At 68.1% G+C, this 22,008-nt stretch carries 15 protein-coding genes; 10 read left to right on the top strand and 5 right to left on the bottom strand.

Features of this window, described 5'->3' with window-relative positions; all coding sequences use genetic code 11:
- Positions 1-25: 25 nt before the first annotated feature.
- Positions 26-1,210, top strand: coding sequence for a class I SAM-dependent methyltransferase (locus tag BIZ42_RS06730; RefSeq protein ID WP_070427469.1), 1,185 nt, complete (start codon positions 26-28; stop codon positions 1,208-1,210).
- Between the two features lies 1 nt (position 1,211).
- Positions 1,212-1,601: a hypothetical protein gene (locus BIZ42_RS06725; RefSeq protein WP_070425946.1), complete on the top strand. Its 390-nt coding sequence runs from the start codon at positions 1,212-1,214 to the stop codon at positions 1,599-1,601.
- Positions 1,602-1,739: 138 nt separating this feature from the next.
- On the opposite strand, the gene BIZ42_RS06720 is transcribed toward BIZ42_RS06725, so the two are convergent.
- The 3 genes from BIZ42_RS06720 to BIZ42_RS06710 all read right to left on the bottom strand — a co-directional run bounded on the left by BIZ42_RS06720 (position 1,740) and on the right by BIZ42_RS06710 (position 8,002).
- Positions 1,740-4,076 carry a family 20 glycosylhydrolase gene (locus BIZ42_RS06720; protein ID WP_070425945.1) on the bottom strand — a complete coding sequence of 779 codons (2,337 nt, stop codon included), beginning with the start codon at positions 4,074-4,076 and terminating at the stop codon, positions 1,740-1,742.
- A gap of 93 nt (positions 4,077-4,169) precedes the next feature.
- Entirely contained in the window at positions 4,170-6,875 is a 2,706-nt protein-coding gene (locus BIZ42_RS06715; RefSeq protein ID WP_070425944.1) for a TonB-dependent receptor, read from the bottom strand.
- Positions 6,876-7,030: 155 nt separating this feature from the next.
- A complete protein-coding gene (locus tag BIZ42_RS06710; RefSeq protein ID WP_019186015.1) occupies positions 7,031-8,002 on the bottom strand; it encodes a glucokinase family protein in 972 nt (323 codons plus the stop codon).
- Between the two features lie 414 nt (positions 8,003-8,416).
- Between BIZ42_RS06710 and BIZ42_RS06705 the strand changes: the two genes are divergently transcribed.
- The 7 genes from BIZ42_RS06705 to BIZ42_RS06675 all read left to right on the top strand — a co-directional run bounded on the left by BIZ42_RS06705 (position 8,417) and on the right by BIZ42_RS06675 (position 18,380).
- On the top strand, positions 8,417-9,709 hold the full coding sequence (locus tag BIZ42_RS06705) for a sugar MFS transporter (RefSeq protein ID WP_019186014.1): 1,293 nt from the start codon (positions 8,417-8,419) through the stop codon (positions 9,707-9,709).
- Between the two features lie 42 nt (positions 9,710-9,751).
- The gene (locus BIZ42_RS06700) at positions 9,752-10,819 is read left to right on the top strand and encodes a LacI family DNA-binding transcriptional regulator (RefSeq protein ID WP_019186013.1); all 1,068 of its coding nucleotides are present in this window, start codon (positions 9,752-9,754) and stop codon (positions 10,817-10,819) included.
- Positions 10,820-10,825: 6 nt separating this feature from the next.
- Positions 10,826-11,854, top strand: coding sequence for an SIS domain-containing protein (locus BIZ42_RS06695; protein ID WP_070425943.1), 1,029 nt, complete (start codon positions 10,826-10,828; stop codon positions 11,852-11,854).
- Entirely contained in the window at positions 11,854-13,002 is a 1,149-nt protein-coding gene (nagA, locus tag BIZ42_RS06690) for an N-acetylglucosamine-6-phosphate deacetylase (protein ID WP_046274269.1), read from the top strand. The genes BIZ42_RS06695 and nagA overlap by 1 nt, the downstream gene beginning before the upstream one ends.
- Complete coding sequence (locus BIZ42_RS06685) at positions 12,999-14,066, top strand: heparan-alpha-glucosaminide N-acetyltransferase domain-containing protein (protein WP_070425942.1); 1,068 nt, start codon at positions 12,999-13,001, stop codon at positions 14,064-14,066. The genes nagA and BIZ42_RS06685 overlap by 4 nt, the downstream gene beginning before the upstream one ends.
- A 279-nt stretch (positions 14,067-14,345) precedes the next feature.
- Positions 14,346-17,177: an autotransporter domain-containing protein gene (locus BIZ42_RS06680; RefSeq protein WP_237393567.1), complete on the top strand. Its 2,832-nt coding sequence runs from the start codon at positions 14,346-14,348 to the stop codon at positions 17,175-17,177.
- A gap of 159 nt (positions 17,178-17,336) precedes the next feature.
- Positions 17,337-18,380 (top strand): S41 family peptidase, encoded by a 1,044-nt coding sequence (locus BIZ42_RS06675; protein WP_070425940.1) that lies wholly within the window; start codon positions 17,337-17,339, stop codon positions 18,378-18,380.
- A gap of 55 nt (positions 18,381-18,435) precedes the next feature.
- Here the strand turns inward: BIZ42_RS06675 and BIZ42_RS06670 are convergent, their stop codons facing one another.
- Together BIZ42_RS06670 and BIZ42_RS06665 are read right to left on the bottom strand one after the other, a co-directional pair.
- Positions 18,436-19,656 carry a multifunctional CCA addition/repair protein gene (locus BIZ42_RS06670; RefSeq protein ID WP_070425939.1) on the bottom strand — a complete coding sequence of 407 codons (1,221 nt, stop codon included), beginning with the start codon at positions 19,654-19,656 and terminating at the stop codon, positions 18,436-18,438.
- 59 nt (positions 19,657-19,715) lie between these two features.
- Positions 19,716-21,692 (bottom strand): transglycosylase SLT domain-containing protein, encoded by a 1,977-nt coding sequence (locus BIZ42_RS06665; protein WP_070425938.1) that lies wholly within the window; start codon positions 21,690-21,692, stop codon positions 19,716-19,718.
- A gap of 66 nt (positions 21,693-21,758) precedes the next feature.
- Between BIZ42_RS06665 and BIZ42_RS06660 the strand changes: the two genes are divergently transcribed.
- Positions 21,759-21,995 (top strand): hypothetical protein, encoded by a 237-nt coding sequence (locus BIZ42_RS06660; RefSeq protein ID WP_156785700.1) that lies wholly within the window; start codon positions 21,759-21,761, stop codon positions 21,993-21,995.
- Positions 21,996-22,008: the final 13 nt, after the last annotated feature.

Below are 22,008 nucleotides of genomic sequence, written 5' to 3'. Positions count from 1 at the left end.
CATTGTCACCGCAATCGCCCGCGCCATGCATTCCCCACTGCCCCTCCCCGAAACCGACGCCCTGGCCCACAGCGACGAGCTGGCTGCGGCGCTGCGCGCTGAAATCCTTGCCAACGGCGGCGCGATGCCGTTCTCCCGCTTCATGGAGCTGAGCCTGTACGCGCCCGGTTGGGGCTACTACAGCGCCGGTGCCAGCAAGTTCGGGGCCGCCGGCGATTTCACCACCTCGCCGGAAATCGGCGCGCTGTTCGCCGCCACGCTGGCCAATGCGATCGCCCCGGTGATGCAGCAGCTCGGGCCGCAGGCGCGCTTCATGGAGGTCGGTGGCGGCAGCGGCGCCTTTGCCGAAGTGATGCTCAAGCGCATGCTGGAACTGGACGCGCTGCCCGAGCGCTACGCGATCCTGGAACCCAGCGCGGACCTGCGGCAGCGCCAGCGCGAGCGCCTGGAAAAGGCGTTGATTCCACCGGTGTTCGCTCTGGTGGAATGGCTGAACGGCCCGTTCGATGATGACTGGGACGGCATGGTCTTCGCCAACGAAGTGATCGATGCGCTGCCGACGCCGCGCTTCCTGGCGCGCGACGGCATGGTCTATGAAGAGACCGTCGAACTGGATGCCGACGGCGCCTTCGTGCGTGGCGCGCAGCCGGCCGATGCGATGCTCAGTGCCGCCGTCCGCCACGTCGAGCATTACCGGGAAAAGCCCTTCGCCGACGGCTACCGTTCCGAACTGCTGCCGCAACTGCCGTACTGGATCCAGGCCATTGCCGGCGGCTTGAAGCGCGGCGCGATGCTGTTCGTCGATTACGGCTACCCGCGCAACGAGTATTACCAGGACGACCGCGACGACGGCACCGTGCGCGCGTTCTACCGCCACCACGTGCACAACGACCTGTATCGCTGGCCGGGCCTGCAGGACCTCACCGCCTCGGTGGACTTCACCGCGCTGGCCGAAGCCGGTACGGGCGCCGGTTTCGAGCTGGCCGGTTACTGCACCCAGGCCAGTTTCCTGCTCGGCAACGGGCTGGATGCGCTGTTGGAAAAAGCCGATGCGCGCACCGACGAGATCGGCCGTGTGCGGCTGCGCGACCAGGTGAAAAAGCTGACGTTGCCGACCGGGATGGGCGAGCGCTTCCAGGTCATGGGCTTCCAGCGCGATGTCGATTTCGAACCGGCGTTCGCGCTCGGCGATCTGACCTGGCGCCTGTAACGTGGTGGCCACGAACCTGTTGAAGCCGCTGCGCTGGCCGCGGTTCTGGCTGGCGCTGTGGTGGGGGGCGGTGTTGGGCACGATCGTGGTCTGCCTGATCCCGCCGCCGCCGCTCACGTTGCCGGAGAACAGCGACAAGATCGAACACTTCCTCGCGTACTTCCTGCTGGCCTCGTCGGCAGTGCAGATCTACCAGCGACGCGCGGCCCTGATCTGGGCCGCGGTCGGCCTGGTCGCGCTGGGTATTGGCATCGAATTCGCGCAGGGCGCCTTGACCGTCAACCGCATGGCCGACCCGATGGACGCGCTCGCCAACAGCGTTGGCGTGCTGGCCGGCACGGCGATCGTGTTGACCCCGTTGCGCGACCTGCTGGTACGCCTGCGCGGGTAATGCGGCACCGGTACTGCCGCCCGGGCGACGCATGACGGGTAGTGCCGGCCGCTGGCCGGCAACCTGGCGAATGCCGGATTCATGAGGTGCCGGCCAGCGGCCGGCACGACCTCTTCCGTCCCGCCTGCGGCTGCGGCGTCACCGCGGCAACAAGGTCATCTCATCCAGCACCCACATCGTCGGCCGGGTATCGCCGGTGAAGCGCACGCACAGGTTCTGCGTGCCCTTCAGCGACCGCGGCAATGCAGCCTCCAGGGTGATGAAGCCATCGGCGCCCGGGGCGGCCGGCAGCGTCACGCTGGCCAGCGGCTTGCCATCGCACTGCCCGCCGAGGATGTCCATCTCCCCGTGTGCGCTGCGCTTGGGCGCGAAGCGCCGGTTCGGCTCATCGTGGGCCAGCTGGAAGTAGTACGGAATCTGTCCGGCACGCACGCGCAGCTTGGCGATGCCGTCCACGTCTGCATCCTTCCACAGCCAGCACGGGTTGAAGATGTCCACGTTGAAGATCGCCCGCTCGCCCTCGGCCGGGCCGTCGTCTTCCAGGCGCAGCAGCAGCTGGCCTTCGCCCGGGCACTGCGCGAGCTGCTCGTCGGTGCGCGACAGCAGCGAGGTAGCGGTGATGTCGAAGCGGCTGGCCGCCTTGGCCAGTGCCTGGCCATTGAAGAACGTGGCCGCCTGCAGCGCCACCGGCAGCGGCTGCTGCAGCGGGGCGGTGTAGCGCGGTGAGCGGGCGGTGACCGCGCTGCCGTCCACGCTGTAGTGGATGTCGTAGCCGAGGGGGCTGCGCAGGGCCAGCGTCGCGGTGCCGGCGCGACGGTCATCGCGGCTGTCCAGCTCCACCTGGAACGGGGTCTGTGCGTACGCAATGCCCATGGCCTGGTATCGCTGCAGCTGCGCCGGCAGGCGCGCCAGGAAATCGGCGTAGTCGCGTCGTTCGCGCGGCGACCAGCCGGTCTCGGCCACGGCGGCCAGGCGCGGGAACAGGTTGTGCTGCAGGCGGGCGTAGCTGCGGGTGTGCTCGGTGAACATGTTGGCCTGCAGGCCGAGGATGTGGTGCTGCTTGTCCTTGGCCAGTGCATCGGGCACCGGCTCGAAGCCGTACACGCGCGCCAGCGGAATCGTCGCCGGGCGGCCCGGCGGCTCGTTCGGCGAGTTGGTCTGCAGGTAATCCATGTACATGTCCGTCACCGGCGACATCACCACGTCATGGCCCTCGCTGGCCGCCTTGAGGCCGCCTTCGGTGCCGCGCCAGGACATCACCGTGGCCTCCGGCGGCAAACCGCCCTCAAGGATCTCGTCCCAACCGATCAGCCGCCTGTCGTGCTTTTCCAGGAAGGTCTCCAGGCGTTTGATGATGTGGCTCTGCATTTCCATCTCATCACCGGCGCCCAGCTCGCGCATGCGCGCCTGCACCCGCGCGGAGGCTTCCCACTGGTCCTTGACCGCTTCGTCGCCGCCCACGTGAACGTACTTGGCCGGGAACAGCGCGATGACCTCTTCCAGCACGTTCTCGAGAAACGCGAAGGTACTGTCTTCGGTGTTGAACAGGTTCGGGAACACGCCCCATTCGCTCAACGGCCTGAGCGGCGTGTCGAGGGTGCCAAGCTCCGGATAGGCCGCGATTGCCGCGGTCGCGTGGCCCGGGACGTCGATCTCCGGAATGACCTGGATGTGGCGCTCAGCCGCATACGCGATCACCTCGCGGATCTGCGCCTGCGTGTAGAAGCCGCAGTACGGGCGCTCGGCGCCGGTGACCGGATCGCGGCCGCCATCGCCGGCCGGAATGCGGCAGCTGCCGACCCCGGTCAGCTTCGGGTAGCGCTTGATCTCCATGCGCCAGCCCTGGTCATCGGTGAGATGCCAATGGAAGGTGTTGAGCTTCTGCTCGGCCATCGCATCGAGGACCTGCTTGATCTCATCCAGGCTCTGGAAATGGCGGGCCGAATCGAGCATCAGGCCGCGCCAGCTGAAACGGGGGGCATCGTCGATGCGCAGCGCCGGGAGTTGCCCCTGGCTGCCACCGGTGAGCAGCTGCGAGAGCGTGGCCGCACCGTAGAACAGTCCGGCTTCGGTTGCGGCCTGCACCGTTGCGCCGCGCGCGTCCGAACGCAGCTGGTAGCCCTCGGCGCCGGTCTTGAGCGTGGCGTCGAGTACGAAGCGGATGCCGTCCTTGCCGCGTCCTTCGCTGACCGTCACCGCCGGGCCACCGCTGTTGCGCAGCAGGGTGGCGAACTGGGCAGCAACGCGGCCGGCGGCCTGGCCCTGCGCATGCACCGGGGTGGCCGCGCTCACCGTATAGCCGGCGCCGTCGAGGCGGTCGACCCTGGCCGGTGCGGGAATCAGCATCAGCGAGCCGGGCAGGGCCTGCGGGCCGTTCGGTGCCTGTGCGTCGGTGGCCTGGGCCAGCGGGGCGAGGGAAAGTGCCAGTGCGAAGGACAGCAGCGACAGCGAGGTACGACGGGTGCGGGTGTGCATCGGGTCATTCCTTTGTAGCGAATCGGGTTCCACCTGCGAAACGGGCCCGGAAATCCGGGCCCGTTTCAGGTGTGCAGCGTGTTACCGCGGCGATCAGTACTTGAAGCGGAAGTTCAGATAGTACTGGCGGCCGTTGGAGTAGAACGAGGTCGGAATCAACGCGCTCTGGTAGTACTTGTAGGTCGGGTTGTTGAGGTTCAGGCCATCCAGGCTGATGCTCAGCCAGTCCGTCGCCTTGTAGCTGAGCGACGCCGACAGCGTGCCGAAGTCATCCTGGTAGTACGGGTTGGTACCGGACAGGCTGATCAGGAACGAAGAGCGGCGGGTGTAGCTGACGCGGGCGCCGAAGCGCTCGTTCTCGAAGTAGGCACCCACGTTGTAGGTGTTCTTCGACGTGCCCAGCAGGTTGTTGGTGCCATCGGCCCAGGTGTGGTCGGTCTTGCCGTTGGCGTAGGTGTAGTTGGCATTGACGCCGAAGTACTCGCCGATCGGCTGCTCGTAAGCCACTTCCACGCCGGTGACCTGCCCGTCGGCATTGATCGGGGTGGAGATGTCGTAGGTTTCAAGCCGGTTGGTCAGTTCGCTGAACAGCTGGCGCTGGACCACGTCGAAGGCGATGTAGTCCTTCAGGCGCATATGGTACGCGCCCACCGACACCAGGCCGCGCGGCATGAAGTACCACTCCAGGTTGGCGTCCAGGTTGCTGGACAGGGTCGGCTTCAGGTCGGGGTTGCCGCCACCGCCGGTCTTGTTCAGATCCGAACCCCACGAGGACGCACCCAGTGCCGAGTAGTCCGGCAGCGTCTGGGTCTGCGATGCGGCCACGCGCAGCACGAGGTCGTCGTCCAGGTCGAACTTGATGTTGGCGCTGGGCAGCACGCGGTCGTGCTTGTTCTCGAAGGCCTGGCGCTGCCACATGCCGAACAGGCTGCGCACGTCGGCGCGGGCCGGGTCGCTGACGGCCAGGTAGGTATCGATGTCCTGCTTGATGTTGACGTAGCGCAGGCCGAGGTTGCCGCTCCACCAGTCACCGGCGAAGTTGGCCTGCACGTAACCGGCGAAGTTCTTTTCCTTCACCTTCCACTCGGCACCGTAGTTGTGGCGGCCGTCGGGACCGTCATTGCCGGCCAGCCAGGTCGAGTTGTTGATGATGGCGTTCTTCAGCGCATCCGGGGTGTAATACCAGATGTTGCGCGGGAAGGTGCCGCCCACGCCGCTGGCGAAGTTGCCCGGGTACTGCCCGGTGGCGCTGCCGCGCAGCGCCGACCAGATGTCGCCCGGGGAGGCGCCTTCCGGCGACAGGGCCTCACGTTCGTGGTCGGCGAAACGCAGGCCGAAGTCGATCGAGCTCAGCGCGCCACCGTCGCTGAAGTACTGATTGAAATCCACCGACGCCCAGTCTTCCTTGTCTTCGGCCTTGACCAGCTGGTTGCCCCAGGTGCCGAAGCTGGTAACGCCTGCTTCGCTCAGGTCGCCGCCGATGTTCCAGTCGACCGGGGAGCCGGCGCCGTGGCTGGCGTAGGACGCGCCGCCACCCTGGCCGACGGTGACTTCGGCGATGAACTGGCGCGGGGTTTCGCCGGTGCCCTTGGTGGTGCCGGCCTGGAACTTTGCGTTCAGGTTGTCGTTGATCTGCCAGTCCGCGTCGAAGGTGACGTAGCTGCTCTTGGCGGTGGCCTCGCGGTAGATCATGTCGTACACGCCGTAGTTCGTACCGGGAACGCCGGTGTACGTCGCGTTGGTGATCACGCCATCGACCACGGTGTAACCCGGATCGGGGGCCTGGCTCCGGCCGAAGCCGCTGCCGAACATCATGAAGTTGCGGTTGTAGTTGTTCGCTTCCAGTTCGGAGGTGAAGCCGCTCAGGCCCAGGGTCAGCGTGTCGATCGGCTTCCACTGCAGGGTGACCATGCCACCCTTGCGCTTGCGGGTCTGCTCGAACAGGGTCGAACCCAGCAGGCCGGGAATGGACAGGCCTTCCAGGTCCGGGCGCGGCGCCTGCAGGAACTGGCCCGGATTGGCCGGGTCGGGGATGCCGGCCACGACCGGATCGGTTGCCTTGAGTGCGAAGAAGCCGCCGGGGATTTCCTGCGCTTCACGGCGCAGTTCGCGCTCCTGGTAGAAGCCCTGCACCAGCACACCGAACGTGTTGGCGTCATTCTTGTAGTTGAACAGCGCCGAGTACTGCGGATCGGTCGAGTCGGCCTGGTCCGAACGCACGGCGCCCACCGATGCCTCGGCCGTGAACTGCTTGGCGAACTGCAGCGGGGTGCGAGTGATGATGTTGACGGTGCCGGTGGTACCGCCGTCCTGCAGCTTGGCCTGCGAGGACTTGTTTACTTCCACCGAGCTGACCAGCTCGGACGGCAGCAACGAATAGCTCACGCTGCGGCCGACGTTGTTGCCCTGGCTGAGCACGAACCAGTCGGCCGAGCCGACGCTGTGGCCGTTGATGAGGGTCTGGGTCAGGCTCGGGCTGGTGCCGCGCAGGCTGACACGGTCGGCTTCATCGAAGCCGCCTTCGTCGGCGCTGGACGAGCTGATGTTCACACCGGGCAGGCGCTGCAGGGTGTCGGCGACGTTGTGTGCGGGCAGCTTGCCCACGTCTTCGGCGGTGACCACTTCCAGGCGCGCATTGGCATCGCGCTTGGTATCCAGCGACTTTTCCATCGAGCCACGGATGCCGGTGACCTGCACGGTGTCCAGATCGGTGGCGGTGGGGGCGGCTTGCTGCGCGTGGGCGCTGAAGGCCAGGCAGCTGACGATGGCTGCGGAAAGCAGGGTCTTGCGGGTGTTCATGATGTCTCTCCTCATCACTCGATGGTCGCCGGCGACGGCGTCGGTTTGCTTGCGTCTGGTACGACTGTGCCGCGCGCCTGTTGTCCGGGTGCGCCTTGGGTGCTACGTACTGCGTGGTGCGGTGTCCGCGGCGCCGATTCCGGCGCCGTGGCAGGTCAGGTTTCCGAGCGGCCGAGGTACCAGCTGGCGGCGCCGATGACGCCCAGCTGCCCGTGCTCGACCACCTTCACGGGAATACGTTCCAGCGCCTCGCGCATCGGCCCCTTGTTGAGGTACCGCTCGACGAAGGTGCTGTTCAACAGGAAGTCGCGGATCTGCGGCAGGATGCCGCCGGCCAGGTAGACACCGCCGGTGACGCCGTACTGCAGCGCCATGTCGCCGATCGTGCTGCCGAGCAGGCCGCAGAACACATCCAGGCTCTGCCGTGCGAGCGGATCCTGGTCGGCCATCGCAGCAGCGGTGATCGCATCCGGGGTGGTCAGCGCGGGGGTCTGGCCGTTCAATGCGCACAGCGCGCGGTACAGGTTCATCAGGCCGGGGCCGGACAGCGCCTGCTCGACCGAGACGTGCGAGCGATCGCGCAGCATCTGCCGCACGATCGCCATCTCCAGTTCGGTGGTGGTGGCCAGGGTCGGCTGGCCGGCTTCGGTCGCCAGGACCACGGCGCCGTGGGCGGTCGGGATCCACACGGCCGCGCCGAGGCCGGTACCGGGGCCGACCACCAGGGTCGGGCCGCGCGGTGCGGTGGCCGGGCCGGTCAGCTGCAGCACGCCGCTGGCATCGACCTGCGCGGCGGCGTAGGCCACGGCCTCGAAGTCGTTGACGATATAGACCTGGTCCAGGCCGACATCACGTTCGATCTGACGTGCCGACAGTGGCCAGGGCAGGTTGGCGGTGATCACCGTGCCGTCTTCGCGGGCATAGCCGGCGGTGGCGACCACGCAATGGGACGGACGCGGGCCATCGGCCAGGAAGTCGGACAGGATCGCGCTGAGGCCGGCGTAATCGGCATTGCGGAATTTGCGGTAGTCCAGCAGCTGGACCGGATGGGCCGGATCGGCACTGGCCTGGACCCGGCCAACCCGCACATGCGTGCCACCCACGTCGGCGGCCAGGAACGGTGGCATCGCGGCGGGCGGGGCATGGGCCGGAACAGCGTGGGCGGCTATGGTCACACGGACTCCATCGGTTGGGCGTGGCCAGGGCTGACCCGGCGATTGAGGCGGAGTCTGTAATCGTTCTGACAACGATGTCAACGATAACCTCACACTTTCGATGCTGCGCCGCAACGCGGGTTTGCGCGGGAAAACGTTTTCATCACGCTGCCGTCATGTTTTCGCAAACTGCCGTGAATAGGGCCTCGGCTCCGGTAATGGCCAGCGCTGCCGCCAGATTGCGCAGGTGCAGCAAAAGAAAATGCGCGGTCCCGGCGTGAACCAGTTGTTGACAAACCCGGCGGCGGCAACGAATAAATGTGACAACGTTGTTCCCAGCCACTCTTCCGACGCCGCTCCGGTGCCGTCGATGCAGGAGCCTCCTTGATGTCTGCCGTGCCTGCTGCCTCCGCGCGTTCGAGCGTGCTTACCTCGATCCTGATCATCGGCGTGCTGTTCTTCCTGATCGGCTTCTTCACCTGGCTCAACGGGCCCTTGATCACCTTCGTCAAGCTGGCCTTCGAGCTGGACGAGGTCGGCGCCTTCCTGGTGCTGATGGTCTTCTACCTGTCGTACTTCTTCCTGGCGCTGCCGGCCTCGTGGATCCTCAAGCGCACCGGCATGAAGAAGGGCCTGAGCCTGAGCCTGCTGGTGATGGCGGCCGGCGCGGTGGTGTTCGCCCACTTCGCGCAGCAGCGCTGGTATCCAGGCGCACTCAGCGGCCTGTTCGTCATCGGCAGTGGCCTGGCCCTGCTGCAGACGGCGGTCAATCCGTACATCAGCATCCTTGGCCCGATCGAGACCGCGGCCCGGCGCATCGCGCTGATGGGTATCTGCAACAAGATCGCCGGCATGCTCGCGCCGGTGCTGATCGGTACGCTGGTGCTGCACGGCATCGGCGATCTGGATGCCCAGGTGAAGGTCGCCGACGCAGCGGCCAAGACCGTCCTGCTCAACGACTTCGCCGCCAAGATCCAGCTGCCGTACATGGCCATGGCCGGGCTGCTGGTGGTGCTGGCGGTGGGCGTGCTGTTCTCGCCGCTGCCCGAATTGAAGACCTCCGAAGCCAACGCCACGCCGGCCCGCGCGCCGGGGGTGGCCGAGCGCACCAGCATCTTCCAGTTCCCGCACCTGTGGCTGGGCGTGCTGTGCCTGTTCGTCTATGTCGGCGTGGAAGTGATGGCTGGCGATGCGATCGGCACTTACGGCCATGGCTTCGACCTGCCGCTGGACCAGACCAAGATGTTCACCTCGATCACCCTGGGCGCGATGCTCATCGGTTATCTGGCCGGCCTGGCGCTGATTCCGCACCTGGTTTCGCAGTCGCGCTACCTGAGCATTTCCGCCGTGCTCGGCGTGGTGTTCTGCATCGGCGCGCTGTTCACCCACGGCTACGTGTCGGTGGGCTTCGTGGCGGCCCTGGGCTTTGCCAACGCGATGATGTGGCCGGCCATCTTCCCGCTGGCGATCCGCGGCCTGGGCCGTTTCACCGAGACCGGCTCGGCCCTGCTGGTGATGGCCATCGCCGGTGGCGCGATCATTCCCCAGCTGTTTGCCGTGCTCAAGCAGCACTTCGACTTCCAGTGGGTATTCGCCGGCCTGATGGTGCCCTGCTACCTGTACATCCTGTTCTATTCGATGCGCGGCCACCGCGTCGGGCTGTCCCGCGACGGGCAGTGATCGGCGATCATGGACGCTCAACCGGTCAGCCAGGAAAAAACGATGCGCAGAGCGACCATCAAGGATGTCGCCGAACGGGCCAAGGTATCGCTGAAGACGGTCTCGCGGGTGATCAACAACGAGCCCTCGGTGATGCAGGCCACCCGCGCCCGGGTGCTGCGCGCGATCGCCGAGCTGGATTACGAGCCCGATCCGGCCGCGCGCAACCTGCGCACCGGCACTACGCTGGTGGTCGGGCTGGTCTACGACAACCCCAACCCGTACCACATCATCGGCGTACAGAACGGCGTGCTCGCCGCGTGCCGTGAAACCGGGTTCGGGCTGCAGATCCACCCCTGCGACTCCAGCTCCCCGATGCTGGCCGAAGAGCTGGCCGACTGGGTGCAGCGCTCGCGCCTTGCCGGGCTGGTGCTGACCGCGCCGATGTCCGAGCGCAAGGATCTGGTGGCTGCGCTCACCGCGCGCGGGATCAAGCTGGTGCGCATCATCGCCGCCACCGCCGATCCCGAAGATGGTGCCTGCGTGTTCGTTGACGACCGCGAGGCCGCCTATGAAATCACCGAGCACCTGATCCAGCTCGGTCACCAGCGCATCGGTTTCCTCTGGGGCGGCACTTCGCACCGCTCCAGTGGCGAGCGCTATGCCGGCTATGAAGCGGCGCTGCGCGATTACGGCATGACCATCGACAAGCACCTGGTGGTGCAGGGCGATTACACCTTCGATGATGGCTTCCGTGGGGCGCGCCGCCTGCTGGCGCTGCGCGAACCGCCCACCGCCATCTTCGGCTCCAACGATGAAATCGCCGCCGGCGTGCTGGCCGCCGCCAAGTCCACCGGCATGAACGTGCCCTACGACCTGTCCATCGCCGGCTTCGAGGACAGTCCGTTCTCTCGCCAGTCCTGGCCGCCGCTGACCACCGCCAAGCAGGCCACCGAAGACATCGCCCGGCATGCCGCGCGCCTGCTGATCGCGCAGCTGCGCAGCGATGCCTACGACGACGCGCCACTGCAGCTGCAGAACCAGGGCTTCGTGCCGCAGCTGGTGGTGCGCGGCTCCACCGCGCCGATGCGCCCGCAGGGCGCACGGCTTCCCTCTCCTGAAACGACCTGAGTCCCCATGTCCCTGCCTGCTCCCCACGACACCCTGATGTACCGCGAAGCCGCCGAGGCTGCCGATGTGATCGCCGCGCAGTTCGCACGCAACCAGGTGGCCGTGGAGACGCTGGCCGCCAGCCTGCGCGCGGCGCCGCCGCCGTTCGTGGTGACCTGCGCACGTGGCAGCTCCGACCACGCCGCCACCTACGCCAAGTACCTGCTGGAAACGCGCCTCGGGCTGGTGACCGCTTCGGCGTCGCCGTCGGTCGGTTCGGTCTACGAAGCGCCATTGAAGCTGCGCGGCGCGCTGTACATCGTGATTTCGCAGTCGGGCAAGAGCCCGGACCTGCTGCGCAATGCCGAAGCCGCACGTGCGGCCGGCGCGCGCGTGGTGGCACTGGTCAATGTCGAAGATTCGCCGCTGGCGCAGCTGGCCGAGACGGTGATCCCGCTGGGCGCCGGTGCCGAGCGCAGCGTGGCAGCGACCAAGAGCTACCTGGCCTCGCTGTCGGCCATTCTGCAACTGGTCGCGTACTGGACCCAGGACGTGGGCTTGATCGCTTCGCTGCGTGCGCTGCCCGATGCCCTGCGCGAGGCCTGGAACACCGATTGGTCGTCGCTGACCGAGGGCCTGGTGCCGGCCCACAATCTGTTCGTGCTGGGGCGTGGCCTGGGCCTGGCCGCCGCGCAGGAAGCAGCGCTGAAGTTCAAGGAAACCTGCGGCCTGCACGCCGAGGCCTACAGCTCGGCCGAGGTCAAGCACGGGCCGATGGCGCTGGTCGGCCCGGGCTTCCCGGTGCTGGCCTTTGCCCAGCCGGATGAAACCGGCGCCGGTACCCGCGCGGTGCTGAGCGAGTTCGCTGCGCGCGATGCGCAGGTGTGGCTGGCCGATGTCGGCGGCGATCTGCCGCTGCCGGTCGCCCCGCACCCGGCGTGCGCGCCACTGCTGACCATCCAGAGCTTTTACCGCGCGATCAACGCGCTGGCGCTGCGCCGCGGCCACAACCCCGACCTGCCGCCGCATCTGAACAAGGTGACGGAAACCGTCTGATGAAAACTGTCCTGCGCAACGCCCGCATCCTGGCCGGCGACGACTTCCGCGACGACCTGGCCGTGGTGATCGAAAGTGGCAGGATCACCGCACTGGTATCCGATGCCGCCCCGATGCTCGGCCAGGCCGACGAGCAGGTGGACCTGGGCGGTGGCTGGCTGCTGCCAGGCTTCATCGATGCCCAGGTCAACGGCGGCGGCGGCGTGCTGTTCAACAACAGCCCCGATGTCGCCACGTTGCGCACGCTGGCCCAGGCGCACCGCCGTTTCGGCACCACCGGCCTGCTGCCGACCCTGATCAGCGACGATGTGCAGGTGATGCGTGCGGCGATCGCCGCGACCCGCCAGGCCATCAGCGAAGGCGTACCGGGCGTGCTCGGTATCCATCTGGAAGGCCCGTACATCGCGCCGGCCCGCAAGGGCACGCACGATGCGAACAAGTTCCGCGTGCCCGATGCTGCGGAGATCGCGCTGGCCGCCTCGCTGGACAACGGCGTCACCCTGCTGACGCTGGCACCCGAGCGCGTGCCGCTGGAGAGCATCCGCGCGCTGGTCGAGCGTGGCGTGGTCGTGGCGGCCGGCCACACCGCGGCCAGTTACGAAGAAGCGCGTGCGGGCCTGGAGGCCGGCATCCGTGGGTTCACCCATCTGTACAACGCGATGTCACCGCTGACCGGTCGCGAGCCGGGCGCGGTGGGTGCGGCACTGGAAGATCGCGACAGCTGGGTCGGCATCATCGCCGACGGCGTGCACGTGCACCCGGCCAGCCTGCGCGTGGCGCTGGCGACCAAGCCCCGCGGCAAGGTCATGCTGGTCACCGATGCGATGCCGCCGGTGGGTGCGGAAGACCCGAGCTACGAACTGTATGGCGAGGTCATCACCGCCATCGACGGCGTGGTGCGCAATGCGGCCGGCTCGCTGGCCGGCTCGGCGCTGGACATGGCCACGGCGGTGCGCAACAGCGTGCAGTTGCTGGGCGTGTCGCTGGCGGAAGCCGCGCGCATGGCCTCGACCTATCCCGCGCAGTTCCTGAATCTGGATGACCGCTACGGGCACATCGCCGAGGGTCATCACGCCGACCTGGTCCTGCTCGATGATGCCCTGCAGGTGCGCAGCACCTGGATCGCCGGGCAGCGCGAAGACGCATGAGTGCCGCGCCGCCGGGACGGATGGGCTCGATCGACGCGCTGCGCGGCCTGACCGTCGCAGCGATGCTGCTGGTCAACAACCCCGGTGACTGGAGCCACGTCTACGCGCCGCTGCTGCATGCGCAGTGGCATGGCTTCACCCCGACCGACCTGATCTTCCCGTTGTTCCTGTTCATCGCCGGCGTCTCGATGGCCTTCAGCCTGGCGCCACGCGCGACCAACCCGGCCGCGCGCCCGGCGCTGGTGCGTGGCGTGCTGCAGCGCGCGCTGCGCATCCTGATCGCCGGGGCGTTGCTGCACCTGCTGGCGTGGTGGCTGTTCGAGCTGCCGGCGTATCGCCTGTGGGGTGTGCTGCAGCGGATCGCCCTGTGCGTGGCCGTGGTCGGCGTGCTGGCCATCGGCACCCGCGCACGCACGCAGTGGATGGTGCTGCTGGGCGTGTTGGCGGGCTATGCACTGGTCCTGCTGGGGGCCGGGTCGCTGGCCCCGTGGCAGAACCCGGCCAGTCGCCTGGATACCGTGCTGTTCGCACCGTTCCTGTACCGGTACGACCCGCTGACCGGCCTGGGCCATGATCCCGAGGGGCTGCTCAGCAGCGCAGGGGCGATCGCCACCACCTTGCTGGGGTTGATCGCGGGGGGCTGGCTGCGCGCCGGCAGGCTGCGCGCGCTGGGCGGCCTGGCGCTGGCCTGCCTGCTGCTGGGCCTGCTCTGCACCCCGTTGCTGCCGTTGAACAAGCAGTTGTGGACCCCCAGCTTCGTGCTGTGGAGCGGTGGGCTGTCGGTGGCGGCATTGCTGCTGGCGCATCAACTGGTCGATCGTGCCGGCCTGCCGGCACTGGGCCGGCGCTTTGGTGTCAACGCCATCGCCGCCTACGTCGGGTCCTCGGTGATGGCCCTGCTGCTGATCGCCAGCGGGGCATGGGCGTGGTTGTACCAGGGCATTTCGGCGCTGCTGCCGGCCGCACCCGCGCTGGCCTCGCTGCTGTGCGCGCTGTTGTTCGTGACGGTGTGGTGGTTCGTGGTGTGGGCATTGGACAGCCGCCGCATCTACCTGAAAATCTAGCGCCGACGCTCACCTTTTACCCGGCCATCACGTTGCAGCAGTAAGAGTACGGTCGCCGGTCTGCGTAGAAGCACTGGGCCGTTGCCTTACTCCCCTCTTGTTGAACAGGAAAGGTGTATGCGCCCCATGCCCGCTTCGCCGTCACGCACTGTGCTGGCCGTCCGTATTTCTCAGTGGTTGCGCCGAGGCTGTGGAGGGGCACTGGGCACGGTCCTGATGGCCGGTGCCGCGCCAGCCTGGGCGGGGTGCGACAACCCCGCTCCCGGCCAGGACCAGACGGTGACCTGCTCGGCCGCAGCGCCCAATCCGGACCCGGTCGCGATCGTCACCGCTGCCGGTGCGTCCAACGCCACCATCAACGTGCTGGCCAACGCGCAGCTCGCGGTCGCCAGCGGCAACGCGATCACCGTGCAGGCCGGCAGCGGGCACGTCATCAACAACACAGGCAGCATCATCGCCAACGCGGGCCGCGCCCTGCAGCTCAACGGCGCCACTTACCTGGTCAACCGCGGCACGATCAGCGGCAGTACCGGCGGCGTCGTGTCCGGTGCGGGCAACGACCGCATCGACATGCTTGGCGGCAGCATCCAGGGCGGCGTGCTGCAGGGCGCGGGCAACGACGCGCTGGTGATCCGCGACGGCGTGATCGACAGCGTCGACCAGGGCGATGGCGAGGACAGCCTGGAGATCAGCGGCGGCAGCGTCACCGGCACGGTGCAGCAGGGCTCGGGCATCGACACCTTCCTGATGACCGGCGGCAGCATCGGCGCGCTGCTGCAGGGCGACGCGCTGGATCGCTTCCGCATGACCGGCGGGCGCATCGTCGGTGCATTCGACGATGGCGACTACGCCGAGATGACCGGCGGCCGCATCGGCCGGGTCAACATGAAGCTGGACGACAACACCTTCCTGATGTCCGGTGGCACCATCGACGGCAACCTGGTCACCGGTTTCGGCCGCGACACCATCGTGCTGTCGGACGGATACATCGGCGGCAACATCAGCGTCAGCGGTGGCGACGATGCGATCACCATCACCGGCGGCACCGTGCGCGGCGAGATCCGCCTGAGCTTCGGCAACGACAGCCTGACGTGGAACGGCGGCGGCGTGGTGCACGGGGCGATCGACTTCGGCGAAGGCGATGATGTCGCGCAGCTGAGCAACCTCAACAACGCCCACCTGGGCGCGCTGCCGTCTTTCGATGGCGGGCTGGGCAACGATGTGCTCGGCCTGGACAACGTCAAGACCAGTGGCGTGGCGCGCTTCACCAACTGGGAACAGGTGGCGCTGCGCGACGATACCCAGCTGACGTTCGATGGCACGTGGGTGCTGGGCGACAGCGGCAGCGGCACGGGCAGCCTGGACATCGATGCCACCAGCGCGGTGTTCGGGGGCGGCAGCAACGGCGTCCTCGCCCCGTTCGTGGCCGGGCAGCTGGCCACGCTCACCAATGCCGGCCGCATCGATCTCAGCAATGGGGGCGGCGTCGGCGATACTTTCACCGTGGTGGGCAACTATGTCGGCAACGGTGGCGCGTTGTACCTCAACACGGTGCTGGGCGACGACAGTTCGCTGTCGGACAAACTGGTGATCTCCACCGGCAGCGCCACTGGCACCACCGGCGTGGGCATCCTCAACGCCGGCGGCACCGGCGCGTCCACGGTGGCCGATGGCATCCTGGTGGTGCAGGCGATCAACGGTGCGACGACCGCGCCCACCGCGTTCGCGTTGTACAACCCGGTCGCTGTTGGTGCCTACGAGTATTTCCTGTTCAAGGGCGGCGTCAGCGGCGGCACCAGCGAGAACTGGTATCTGCGCTCGACCCTGGTGGCCAGCGTGACCCCGGCGCCCACACCGCCGCCGGGTGGAATCACCACGCCGCCGCCCCCGCCGCCGGAGGGCGCCGGGACCCCGCCGGCGGAGCTGCCACCGGCGCCGCCCCCGCCGCCGGACGTCAATCCGCCGGATGATCCCAACCCGGCCGCGCCCGAGCCGGCGCCACCGCCGGAGCCGGCCGATCCGGCCGACGTGGCGCCGCCCACCATCGATACCCCGCCGCCGGTGCCCACCGACGTGGCGGCGGTGCCCGGGCCGCTGGCGGTGCCGCCCACGCCCGGTGCGCGCCCGGCGCAGGGCGACATCATTCCGCTGTACCGCTTCGAGACCGGCCTGTATTCCGTGGTGCCGCCGCTGCTGCGCGAAACCAGCCTGGCCAGCCTGGGCACCTTCCACGAACGCCAGGGCGAGCAGCGGCTGTTGGCCGGGCAGGGCGGCGTGCGCGCGGCATGGGCGCGGATGGTCGGGCAGAGCCACGACCAGCACTGGGAAGGCGACGCGCAACCGGGCTTCGACGGCGACATCCAGGGCATCCAGGCCGGCCTGGACCTGTACGCCAACGTGGCAGAGGAGCACCGCGACCAGTTCGGCGTGTTTGTCGGCCGCACCCGCGCACAGGGCAACGTGAACGGGTTTGCGATCGGCTGGGAAAACGTGGCGGTAGGCCGCACCCGGCTGGATGACAAGCACGTGGGTGTGTACTGGACCCGCGCCGGCAGTGCCGGCGGCTACCTGGACGCGGTGGTGATGCAGAGCCGCTACGACGGCGACGCCACCTCCTCGCGCGGGCTGGGCATCGACGTGCGCGGCGATGGCACCACCGCTTCGCTGGAAGTAGGCAAGCCGCTGCTGCGGTTCGGGCAGAGTGCGTGGTGGCTGGAGCCACAGCTGCAGGTGATCTGGCAGCGCACCTCGGTCGACGACGCCGGCGACGCGGTGTCCTCGCTGCGCTTCAACAACGACAACGCCTGGACCGGACGCGTGGGCCTGCGCCTGGCCGCCGACTACGACATCGCCGGTAACGGCTGGCAGCCTTACGTCAAGCTCAACTACTGGCAGACCCTGGACGGGGAAGACCGCATCGATTTCGATACCAACCGCATCCTCAACCAGCAGGATTCACGCGCGCTGGAAATGGGCGTGGGCGTCGTGGCACGCTTCAACAGCATCGTCAGCGCGTTTGCGGTGGCCGATTACACGCGCGACCTGGAAAGCAGTGCGCAGAAGGAGCGCAAGGTGATCGAAGGCAATATCGGGTTGCGGTTGGACTGGTAGGGCGACAGCCAGCAGGGATCCGCGGGGGCACGCCGGGCGCAACCGGCGCTGCCGACCGCGTTGTAGCGCGAGGCATCGCGGGTTATGCGAACGGCGCACTGTTCCGGCTGGCGGGTGCAGCGGTAAGCTGCAGCCTCTTCACTACAGGGATGTAGCGCGATGATCGCAGGACGTTGCGGGTGGTTGATGGTGGCCTTGGTAGCGGCAAGTGGCACTGCAAACGCACAGGACGTCCCCAGCGCCGAGGCGCAGGCGCGGATCCTGGACCTGCTGCAGCAACAGTCGCTGTATCGCGACCGCGTGGAGTGGCCCAAGGCCCGCGCGGAGCTGGCGGCCGCGCGCGACCCGGCGCAGACGCGACGGGTGCTGGACGATGTGATCCGACGCAGCAGCGGTGGGCACGGGCGGTGGATATCGGCCAACCAGCAGCGCGCGCAGGCGCAGCGCGCACAGGCGACTCAAACCGCGATGGGTGCTGCGACCCCGCAGACAGATGACGCCCGCAGCGGACCGACAGCGCGGCTGGGGTGGATCAAGGTGGGCGCCTACATGGACGATTCCTCCCAGCCCAAGGACGTGCAATACGAAGCCCGCAAGCAGGCTGCCATTGCGCTGCAGACGCGCATCCGGGAGCAGGACGATGGCGACCGTTGTGGCTGGGTGGTCGACCTGCGCAGCAACACTGGCGGCAACATGTGGCCCATGCTGCTGGGGATGGCCCCATTGCTGGGCGATGCGAAGACGGCGGATCCGGTGGGGATGTTCCTCCTGGCCGACAAACGCCAGCCGTGGGCGTATCGCGAGGGTGCGGTCTGGCTGGACAGCAGGTCGGTGGTCGGATCGCGCCACACCCAGTACACGCTGCGCAACCCGGGCGCGCCGGTGGCCGTCCTGATGGGGCCGCGTACTGCCAGTTCCGGTGAGGCATCGGTACTGGCGTTCCGCGGCCGGCCCGCCTCGCGCAGCTTCGGCCAGCCCACTTCCGGTTATTCCACCGCCAATATCCCCCAGCGTCTGCCCGATGGCAGTCTGCTGTTGTTGACCACCAGCGTGATCGCCGACCGCAACGGCGTAGGCGACGGCCACCGCCTGCAGCCGGACGTCATGGTGGGCGCAGGGCAGGAGGCGGCAGCGATGGCGCGCGAATGGCTGCTTGCGCAGCCGGCCTGCAACCAGGCTGCTGCGATCGCCGATACCCGCTGACCGCGGGTGTTCCGGACCGGCCCGACACTGTGCGGGCCGGCACGGGCACACACGTTCAGCGCAGCGCGGCAATCGCCTGCGTGCGTGCCTTGGCCAGCTGCTCCCCCACCGCGGGGCCCTTGAGGTGAGTCAGGTCCAGATCGCGTGCCTGCACCGCCAGCGCAGCGCGATGCAGCCGCTGGAGCGTTTCACCCTGCGGGTAGTCGCTGTCCTCGAAGCCCAGCCGGCCACGCTTGTCGGCCTCGCAGCACAGCGCGATCTGCGCGATCCGCTCCGGGCGGCGGAAGCCGTCGCAGCGGGCCAGCAGTTCCAGCACGGTGGCATCGCGCAGTTCGTCGATGCGGTGCACGTTGAGATGATCGCGGCAGACCGCTTCGGCCAACTGGCGGTGATCGACCGGCACCTTCAAGCGTTCGGCCAGCGCACGCAGCGGGGCCACCCCGCGCTGCTCATGCATGATGTGGCGCGGCCATTCCTCTGGCGGGGTCAGGCCCTTGCCGAGGTCGTGGGTCAGCGCGGCGAAGCCGATCAGGTCATCGCCCGGTGCCAGCTGCGCGGCCATGTCGCTGACCATTTCCTGGTGCACGCCGGTATCCACTTCGGGGTGGAACTCCGCGCGCTGCGGCACCCCATACAGTGCTTCCAGCTCGGGCAGGATCGGGCCCAGTGCATGGGCATCATGCAGCGTGCGCAGGAAGGCGGACGGCCGCGCGGAGGCGAGGGCGCGTCGCAGCTCCTGCCAGACACGTTCGGGCACCAGTGCCTCAAGCTCACCGCTGGCGGCGATCTGCTGCATCAGGGCCATCGTCTCCTCGGCCACGGTGAAGCCGAGCGGGGCGAAGCGCGCCATGAAGCGGGCCGCACGCAGCACGCGCAGCGGATCTTCGATGAAGGCCGGGCCGACGTGGCGCAGCACGCGTTGCTCGATATCGCGCACGCCGCCATAGGGATCCACCAACGTGCCGGTGGCCTCATCGCAGGCGATGGCGTTGATGGTGAAGTCGCGGCGCTGCAGGTCTTCTTCCAGCGTCACCGACGGGTCCGCATCGACCACGAAACCGCGGTAGCCGCGTCCGGATTTGCGCTCGGTGCGGGCCAGTGCGTATTCCTCACCGCTGTCCGGATGCAGGAACACGGGGAAATCGCGGCCCACGGCCTTGTAGCCCTGCGCTTCCATCTGCGCCTGGGTGGCCCCGACGACAACCCAGTCGCGGTCGCCGGGGGAACGCTGCAAGAGGCGGTCGCGCACGGCGCCGCCAACCAGATAGATTTTCATGTGCCCATGATGCCGCAGTGGACCAAGGCCACGCCAACCGGTTGGCATACCGGTGCCGGTCAGTCGCCACCCTTGTCGGCATTTGCCGCGCAGGCGAAGGTCTTGCGCTTGACCTGCAGGCGGCCGTTCATGCGGTCGGTCACCGGCAGCGCATCGCCGTTCAAGCGCCAGTCGTAGATCACGCTGAAGGCCAGGATGCGCGCGACATACTCGCGGGTTTCCTTGTAGCTGATGGTCTCGATCCAGATGTCCGGATCGAACCCCGGGCGCTGCGACTGCCAGCGGGCGGTCGGGGTCGGGCCGGCGTTGTAGGCGGCGATGGTGACGTAGGGCAGGCCCTCGTACTTGTTCATCAGCTGGCGCAGGTAGGCGGTGCCGATGGCGATGTTGGTGTCCGGATCGTAGAGGCTGGCGGCACCCCCGTAGTTGGTCAGGCCGATCGACTTGGCCACGGCCGCGCCGGTCGCCGGCAGCACCTGCATCAGGCCCATCGCGTTGGCGGGCGAGCGCGCCTTCGGGTTGAAAATGCTCTCGGCGCGGATCTCCGCGGCCACCCAGGCCGGGTCGATCGCGTTGCGCGCCGATTCGCGGCGGATGCTGTCATCGTGGTGCAGCGGGAAGCGCAGCGAATACAGGCGCTGCTCGTCCGGGGTCTTGCCGAGCGAGAACACCGCACGGTCGAACCAGCCGTTGTCGCGCGCCACTTCCACGGCCAGGCGACGCTGCGTGTTGTCGTAGCGGCTCAGCGCGTCGTTCCACTCGGCCACGGCCCAGCCGGCACGCTCGATCTTGAACAGTTCCATGGCCCGCACGATCGCCGGGTCACGGGCGACTGCCGCCTGCGCCTGGGCACTGTCATTGGGTTCCCACGGGCACAGCGTGTAGTTCTGGCCGAGCTGGTCGGCCGCCAGGAAGCCATGGAAGGTGGCCGCGCGGGCTGCCTCACGGAAGGCGGCCTGCGCCTCGCTGCGCTTGCCGGTCTTGTCCAGCATGCGCGCTTCGAAATAGCGCCAGCGCGAGTCGGCCCGCTGGGTGGGGCCCATCTTGCGGATGGCGGTCAGCGCCGCCGGCCAGTCGCCGCGCGACAGCGCCTCACGCGCGCGCCACTCGTGCAGGCGTTCGTCGTAGGCGGACTCGGGCACTGCATTGAGGCGGCGGGCGGATTCGGGACCGTAGGAAGCCACCGTCCACAGCGCGATCTGATACAGCACCTGCGCGCGCTGGGCGGCGCTCAACTGCAGGGCGTCGGCGTACTGCGGCAGCTGCTGCTCGGTCGCGCCCGGGTCGGCCTTGGCCAGCTTGGCCAGGCCGTCAGTGGCGATGCGGCGGCTGCGCTCGTTGCGCGGCCAGTTCAAGGCGCTGGCGTTGGGTTTGTCGACGAAGGCGGCATAGGTGTTGGCCAGCGCGAGGTCGGCGGCCGGCAACCCGCGCGCGGCGCTGCGCATCACCGCCGGCTGCTGCTCGTCGGCAGCGGCGTCGATGCGTGCCCAGCGCAGTTCGGCGTTCATGCCGCCCTTGGCATCCAGGACCGCGAACACCGGGTCGCAGGCATCAGGCAACGACTTGCCGGTGCTGCGCCAGATCGCCTGTGCTTCGGTGACCCACTGCGCGTCGGCCTTGCCGGTGGCCTGCCGTGCGTTGAGCTGCGCGCAGCGCAGCCCGACGTTGGAGGTGTCGGTCCAGTTGGCCAGCAGCGTCGGCCAGTCCTGGCGCCGCGCCACCGCCGGCAGCCATACGCTGCGGAAGCTGGTGGCCACTGCCTGGCCGTTGTAGCGCTTCAGGAAGTCCTGGGCCTGCGTATTGCTGACGGTGTCGATGTTGCGCCGCAGGTTGGCGAATTCCACCCAGCCATACAGCGGGTGCCTGCTCAGTGCCGCCGCCTGGGCCGGGTCGAACTGGCCACGCTCGGCATTGTCGATGACGGCTTTGAGCTGCGCGCGTTGTGCGTCCAGGTTCTGGGCATCGGCCACCGGGCTGACCCCGGAGCAGGCCAGCAGGACGGTCGCGCTGAAGAAATACAGGGGAAGTCGAGTCATGCCGAAAGCATAACGGGGGCGGGTGAAACACGGTGATGGCAAGCCGACTCGAGGATGAACGAATCCATGCCGATGCTGCGCATGGCGGCCGATCCCGACGCGCATCGTGTCGTCATGGCCAGAATTCCAGCGGCCGCGACCGACGCCGGCGTGGCGCAGATCGCCTACCTCCACCCGCAGTGTGATGACGCCTTGCCGGCGTCCAACGCCTTGGAAAAACAGGCGCGTTCCTCGATGTGGAGCGCGGCGTGGGCCTCATGGGAAGGCATCCGCTTCGTAGTCGGCTTTGTCGATTCGGTGTGAAAGCGAGGTGCGC

It is taken from the genome of Stenotrophomonas sp. LM091 (assembly GCF_001806305.1).
Lineage (GTDB): Bacteria > Pseudomonadota > Gammaproteobacteria > Xanthomonadales > Xanthomonadaceae > Stenotrophomonas > Stenotrophomonas bentonitica_A.
Note: the sequence above shows the minus strand (reverse complement) of the source record. Positions and strands in the feature narration are given on the sequence as shown.

Excerpts from the sequence above, each read along its gene's own strand:
- BIZ42_RS06730 (WP_070427469.1), top strand. The coding sequence starts at position 26 with ATGCATTCCCCACTGCCCCTCCCCGAAACCGACGCCCTGGCCCACAGC.
- BIZ42_RS06720 (WP_070425945.1), bottom strand. The coding sequence starts at position 4,076 with ATGCACACCCGCACCCGTCGTACCTCGCTGTCGCTGCTGTCCTTCGCA.
- BIZ42_RS06715 (WP_070425944.1), bottom strand. The coding sequence starts at position 6,875 with ATGAACACCCGCAAGACCCTGCTTTCCGCAGCCATCGTCAGCTGCCTG.
- BIZ42_RS06710 (WP_019186015.1), bottom strand. The coding sequence starts at position 8,002 with ATGCCACCGTTCCTGGCCGCCGACGTGGGTGGCACGCATGTGCGGGTT.
- BIZ42_RS06705 (WP_019186014.1), top strand. The coding sequence starts at position 8,417 with ATGTCTGCCGTGCCTGCTGCCTCCGCGCGTTCGAGCGTGCTTACCTCG.
- BIZ42_RS06700 (WP_019186013.1), top strand. The coding sequence starts at position 9,752 with ATGCGCAGAGCGACCATCAAGGATGTCGCCGAACGGGCCAAGGTATCG.
- BIZ42_RS06695 (WP_070425943.1), top strand. The coding sequence starts at position 10,826 with ATGTCCCTGCCTGCTCCCCACGACACCCTGATGTACCGCGAAGCCGCC.
- nagA (WP_046274269.1), top strand. The coding sequence starts at position 11,854 with ATGAAAACTGTCCTGCGCAACGCCCGCATCCTGGCCGGCGACGACTTC.
- BIZ42_RS06685 (WP_070425942.1), top strand. The coding sequence starts at position 12,999 with ATGAGTGCCGCGCCGCCGGGACGGATGGGCTCGATCGACGCGCTGCGC.
- BIZ42_RS06675 (WP_070425940.1), top strand. The coding sequence starts at position 17,337 with ATGATCGCAGGACGTTGCGGGTGGTTGATGGTGGCCTTGGTAGCGGCA.
- BIZ42_RS06670 (WP_070425939.1), bottom strand. The coding sequence starts at position 19,656 with ATGAAAATCTATCTGGTTGGCGGCGCCGTGCGCGACCGCCTCTTGCAG.
- BIZ42_RS06665 (WP_070425938.1), bottom strand. The coding sequence starts at position 21,692 with ATGACTCGACTTCCCCTGTATTTCTTCAGCGCGACCGTCCTGCTGGCC.
- BIZ42_RS06660 (WP_156785700.1), top strand. The coding sequence starts at position 21,759 with ATGCCGATGCTGCGCATGGCGGCCGATCCCGACGCGCATCGTGTCGTC.